At 15.9% G+C, this 5227-nt stretch carries 5 protein-coding genes; 3 read left to right on the forward strand and 2 right to left on the reverse strand.

From position 1 onward, the window contains the following. From rimM to rplS, 3 genes are all read left to right on the forward strand, one after another. The coding region (rimM, locus tag GJT96_RS02070) for a ribosome maturation factor RimM (protein WP_169780544.1) at positions 1-370 on the forward strand (370 nt) is incomplete at its 5' end. Positions 371-402: 32 nt separating this feature from the next. Then, positions 403-1161 (forward strand): tRNA (guanosine(37)-N1)-methyltransferase TrmD, encoded by a 759-nt coding sequence (gene trmD, locus GJT96_RS02075; RefSeq protein ID WP_169780545.1) that lies wholly within the window; start codon positions 403-405, stop codon positions 1159-1161. An 18-nt stretch (positions 1162-1179) separates the two neighbouring features. Next, positions 1180-1536, forward strand: a complete 357-nt coding sequence (rplS, locus tag GJT96_RS02080; RefSeq protein ID WP_169780546.1) for a 50S ribosomal protein L19 — start codon at positions 1180-1182, stop codon at positions 1534-1536. A gap of 41 nt (positions 1537-1577) precedes the next feature. Here rplS and recD read toward each other — a convergent pair whose 3' ends face one another. Further along, positions 1578-3422: an exodeoxyribonuclease V subunit alpha gene (gene recD / locus GJT96_RS02085; RefSeq protein ID WP_169780547.1), complete on the reverse strand. Its 1845-nt coding sequence runs from the start codon at positions 3420-3422 to the stop codon at positions 1578-1580. Positions 3423-3454: 32 nt separating this feature from the next. Further along, positions 3455-5227: 3'-5' exonuclease (locus GJT96_RS02090; RefSeq protein ID WP_211080505.1), on the reverse strand; the 1773-nt coding region annotated here is incomplete at its 5' end.

Genomic DNA, 5227 nt, shown 5'->3' on the forward strand with positions numbered 1-5227 from the left:
CATAATTTTCTATAAATATAAAATTTATAAAAATAATTATATTGTTAAATTTAAAAATTTAAATAATATAAATAATATTTTAAATTTAACTAATAAAAAAATTTTCATTTTTAAAAATGAATTAAAAAAATATAAAAAAATAAAAGAATATTATTGGTATGAAATAATTGGGTGTTTTGTTTTTAATAAAAAATTTTTTTTAGGTAAAATTATTAATTTAATAAATCTTAAAATACATGATGTTCTTATTATTAAACCTAATAAATTAAAAATTAGTAAAAAAGAAATATTAATTCCTTTTATTGAACCCGATATTGTAAAAAAAGTAGATTTAATTAATAACTATATTAAAGTAGATTGGAATATATAATTTATTTAATAAATAAAATAATAAAAATATTTATGTTAATTAGTATTATTAGTTTATTTCCTAATATGTTTAAAGAAATTATAAAATATGGATTAATTAATAAGAGTATAAAAAAAAAATTATTAAATATTAATTTTTTTAATCCTCGAGATTTTACTAAAAACAAACATAAGAAAGTAGATTCTTTAATTTATGGAGGAGGTGGAGGTGTTATATTAAAAGCAAAACCTTTAATAAGAGCTATTTATCAAGCAAAATTACAAATGAAACATCATGTAAAAATTATTTTTTTATCTCCTCAAGGTAAACAAATAAATTTATCTTGTATTCGAAAACTTTTATCATATAAAAATATGATATTTATTTGTGGTAGATATAAAGGCATAGATGAACGTGTAATTAATAATTTTGTAGATGAAGAAATTTCAATAGGAGATTATATTCTTAGTGGGGGAGAATTACCAGCTATGGTTTTAATAGATGTTTTAGTAAGAAATATTCCTGGTGTATTAAATACAATATCGTCATGTACTACAGATTCTTTTTTTAATAATGGATTATTAGGATTTCCTAATTATACTAGACCTAAAATATTAAAACATTTAAAAAAAAATAATGTTCCCCCAGTTTTAGTATCAGGTAATCATAAAAAAATAAAAGATTGGAGATTAAAACAATCATTAGGTTTCACTTGGTTAAAAAGACCAGATTTATTTAAAAAAAAAATATTAACAAAAAAAGAAAAATTTTTATTTGAAAAATTTAAAAATTCTTATTTAAAAAATAAATAATATTTTGGAGTTATCATAATGAATGATATTATTAATTATATTGAAAAAAAACAAATTAAAAATTATAAGAAATTTCCATTATTTAGACCTGGAGATATATTAGAAATACATATTTGGGTCGTAGAAGGTTCAAAAAGAAGAATTCAAATTTTTGAAGGTATTGTAATCGCAATTTCTAAAAAAAATAGTTTTAATTGTTCTTTTACTATTAGAAAATTATCCAATGGTATTGGCATAGAACGTGTCTTTTCTTTATATTCTAAAATAATCAATAATATTAAAATAAAAAAAAAAGGTTATGTAAGAAAAGCAAAATTATATTATTTACGTAAATTAACTGGTAAAGCTGCGCGTATTAAAGAACGTTTAATTTAATTTTAATTAATTATTTTTATAGAAAAATTTAATATAAATATTTATATATGATTAATAATTTTATTTCTAATATTAGAAAATCTTTGAATTTTAAATTTTATTGCTTTATAAAAAATGGTTTTATTACTGTAAATAATAACTTTTTTTTTAGCTCTTGTAATAGCAGTATAAATTAATTCTCTAGTTAATATAGAATAAAATTTATTTGGTAATACTAATGCAACATTTTGAAATTCTGATCCTTGTGATTTATGAGCTGTTATTGCATATGCTGTTTCATATGATGGAAGATTTTCAATACATATAGTCTTTTGTTTTCCATCAAATAAAAAAAATTTAACTTTTAATTTTTGATCTTTTTTATCTAAAAAAGTAATACCAATGTCTCCATTAAATAAATTTAGATAATTATCATTTTTTGTAATAATAATGGGTTTTCCTATATACCAATTATAATTTTGGGAAATAATATTTATTATTTTATTACTTAATAATTCTTTTTCAATAATAGAGTTAATTATTTTTGTACCAAATAATCCATATTTTATAGCACATATTATTTGATAATTATTAAATTTATATAAAATACTTTCATTATTAATTTTATGTTTTTGTAGATAAATAAAATATTTTTTATATTCTTTAACAAAAGAAGATATCATTAATTTATATTCATTTATATTTAACATATTGAAATATTTAACATCATTATATTTTTTTAATAAAAAAATTTTTTCAATTTTTTTTTGATTACCATGTTTTACATTTAAAGCTAATTTATTAATACCAGAATTAATTGCATATCTATAATTATATTTTAAAATAGTAATAAAATTACGAAAAAAAAATTTTTTCATGTTTTTTTTTTTATATTGGTATTTAATTATAGAATTTAACCATAAAAAATATTTTTTTGTAAAACAAAATTTTTTAAAATAACATAAATCTTTAAATAAATTTCCATATTCTATAGAAGGTAATTGATATTCATCTCCTAATAAAACCAATCTAGTTTTTGATGGTAAAATGTTTAAAATAGTCGACATTAAATTAAAATCAATCATTGATGATTCATCAATAATTAACAAATCTATATTAAGTTGATTTAAACAATCAAATTTAATTTCTTTAGTATAAATTTCCATTTTTAATAAATGATGTATAGTGGTCGCTTTTTTAGGAATATTTTCTCTTTTTTTTTTATTTATTATTTTATTAGAAATATTATGAAAAAAATGATTAATAGATTGTGTTAATCTAACTGCAGCTTTACCAGTAGTAGCTACAATTTTTATTTTTAAATTTGTATTAAAAATTTTTATAAATGCAAAAATTATTTTTGATATAAGACTAGTTTTACCAGTACCAGGGGAACCAGTAATTATACTAATCCTGTGTGTTAATGAAGAACAAATAGCCTTTTGTTGTATAAAATCTTTTTTATTACATAAAAATTGTAAAATTTTTTTTATTTTTTTTGGTTCTATAGAAAAAAAAATATTATTAAGAAAATTTTTAACAATTATATTTTCTTCATTCCACATTTTATGTAAATATAAATAATTATCTATTAAAACAATAGGAGTATTTTTTTCCCCATTACTAACAATATCTTTGTAAGAAGATAAAATTTTTTCCCAATTTTTAATTTTATTAATTTCTTTTATTTTTTTTAATAAATAATTATTTTTTTTATTTTTAATATTTAAATTTAAATTTAATTGAGATAAGGGTAAACAAATATTACCTTTACCAATATAATTACTAAGTAAAGCAATAGCAAACATTAGTAAATTTTTTTTTTTATTTGTTAATATAGATGCTAAATATAAATCAATTAAACGAATGATTTTAATTTTACATAATTTTTTTAAAAATAAATACATATTATTTTGTTTAAAATTTATTAAATAAGATTTTATAAAAATAATTTATTTAAATTATTAATTAATTTAATCGATGGTTTTATTTCCCATACCCCATTATTTTTTTTTATTTTATAATCAAAACCTCTAATATAGAGGTATATAATACCTCCAAAAAATTTCTCGTAATTATAATTTTTAATACGATATTTTAAATATTTATGTAAAGCTAATGTATAAAATTGATATTGTATATCATAACGATTTAAATATATATCTTTTTCAATATTTTTTGTTTTATAATCTTCATTATTATTACCTAACCAACTAGATTTATAATCTATAATATAAAATTTTTTTTTCCATAAAAATATTAAATCTATAATACCTGATAAAAAACCATTAATTGTTTTAAAATTTAATTTATTTAATTTATTTGAGATAATATCATATTTACTTAGAATATTGTTATATTCTAGAGATGAAAAATTTTTTTTTATAGATAAATAAAAATTAAATTCTGTTTTTTTTTCATTATTATTTATTTGATTTAAAATAATTTTATTTTTACCTATTGGTGTATTTAAAATTTTATTAAACCAATTAGTTATCATGATATGCCAAGAAGAATTAATATGATTTTTTATTAATTCTTTTTTAATAAAACTTCTAGAAATATTTTTCGTAAAATCTAATTTTTCTAAAATGTTATGAATAATAATTCCTATTTTTTTTCCTATGGGAAAATTATATTGTGTTTTTTTTTTATTTTTTTTAATTAAATTTAAAAAGTTGTATTGATAATTAATATTTAAAAAATTTAAATTAAAACTTTGTTGTTTTTTAATTTTAGAAAAACTAGATATTATTTTATTTTTATAAAAAAAATTTTTTATTGGAGATGTAAATAATTTTTTATTTTTTGATTTTGTATAAATATTATTATCTAATGTGATTTTTTTTATTTTATTAAAAATTTTAATAGAAATATTTTCATTTTGTAAATTATATAAAATTTTTTTAAAATTAGTATCTGAAATATTATTTTTTTTTTTTAATAAAAAATTTAAAGCATTTATATAAGATATATATGGATTTAATTTTTTAAAATTATAAAATTTTAAATTAGTGATCCCGATACTACAATGAAAAATCGATCTAGTTAAAGATACATACAATAATCTTAAGTTTTCAGAAAGTGTTTCTTCTAAAAATAATTTTTTACTTTCTTTATCTTTTTTAAAATCTAAAGTTATTTTAAAATTTTTTCTATTATGGTAAATAATTCCATCTTTATTTATAAAATCAATAATATTAGAAGAAATAAATGGTAACCAAACAATAGGAAATTGTAATCCTTTAGATTTATGTATAGTCATAATTTTAATTTTATTAATTTCATTATTTAATTTTATTTGTTGAGTTAATAAATTTTTATTTGTATATTTAATCTGTTGTAATAACCATTTTATTATTTTTTTATGATCTGTTATATCAGAACATGATGTTTGTATTATTTCACCTAAATATAGAATATTTTTTATTTTTTCCTTCATAAATTTATTTAAAATATTTATTTTAGAAATAAATTTATCTTTTATAAAAATTTCTTCTAACATATTCAAAATTCCATATTTTTCCCAAATTAATTTATATTTATTAAATTTATTAACTATTTTTTCTATATGTTTTTTTCTATTTTTTTTATCAAAAAAAGATAAATCAATATTAAATATTTTACTTGATAAAATATTTATAATTTTTTGTTTCTTTTTTGGTCTTAAAATAGTTTTTAATAAAAAAACTAATTCTTTAGCCTCTTGTTT

The organism is Enterobacteriaceae endosymbiont of Donacia piscatrix, assembly GCF_012569525.1.
Taxonomy (GTDB): Bacteria; Pseudomonadota; Gammaproteobacteria; order Enterobacterales; family Enterobacteriaceae.

Excerpts from the sequence above, each read along its gene's own strand:
- trmD (WP_169780545.1), top strand. The coding sequence starts at position 403 with ATGTTAATTAGTATTATTAGTTTATTTCCTAATATGTTTAAAGAAATT.
- rplS (WP_169780546.1), top strand. The coding sequence starts at position 1,180 with ATGAATGATATTATTAATTATATTGAAAAAAAACAAATTAAAAATTAT.
- recD (WP_169780547.1), bottom strand. The coding sequence starts at position 3,422 with ATGTATTTATTTTTAAAAAAATTATGTAAAATTAAAATCATTCGTTTA.